This window comes from Methylobacterium nigriterrae, assembly GCF_037106235.1.
Classification (GTDB): domain Bacteria; phylum Pseudomonadota; class Alphaproteobacteria; order Rhizobiales; family Beijerinckiaceae; genus Methylobacterium; species Methylobacterium nigriterrae.
On record NZ_JBAWTG010000558.1, the window covers coordinates 1 to 441 of the forward strand.

Sequence of the window (441 nt, forward strand, 5' to 3'; positions counted from 1 at the left end):
AGAGCGTCGTGCTGGGGCCGAAGCCGCGAAGCAGGCGATGGCAGACTGCGGAGCCGTCTCAGGCGACGCCGGCGCCTGCCAAGTCGCGCGATCGGCGCAAAGCTCCGAAAGCGGATTGAGCAGCAAGCCGCCCCTATGGTGGATCCGCCGGCCACGAGAGCGGCTCTGCGGATCCGCCGACGAGAAGCGGATTTTGCAGGACCGTCAGCATTCATCCCCCGGAAACTTGAGAGACCGTCTACTTCTGCACATTTTCTGACTTGCCTACGCAACCGAACGCGCCGATTTGCATGTGGTCGACCAGGAGACCACCATGGAAACGGACGGAACAACTTCACTTGCGCACAATGAAATGCTCGAGCGGGCGGCCGAGATCGTCTCCGCCTATGTCTCGCGCAACCACGTGGCTCCGGCAGAGCTGCCGGCTCTGATCCAGGCGGT

The 441-nt window shown here is 63.0% G+C and carries 1 protein-coding gene; it reads left to right on the forward strand.

What is annotated here, in order from left to right:
• The coding region (locus tag WDW90_RS38230) for a hypothetical protein (protein ID WP_336492890.1) at nt 1-259 on the forward strand (259 nt) is incomplete at its 5' end.
• Between the last annotated feature and the right edge of the window lie 182 nt (nt 260-441).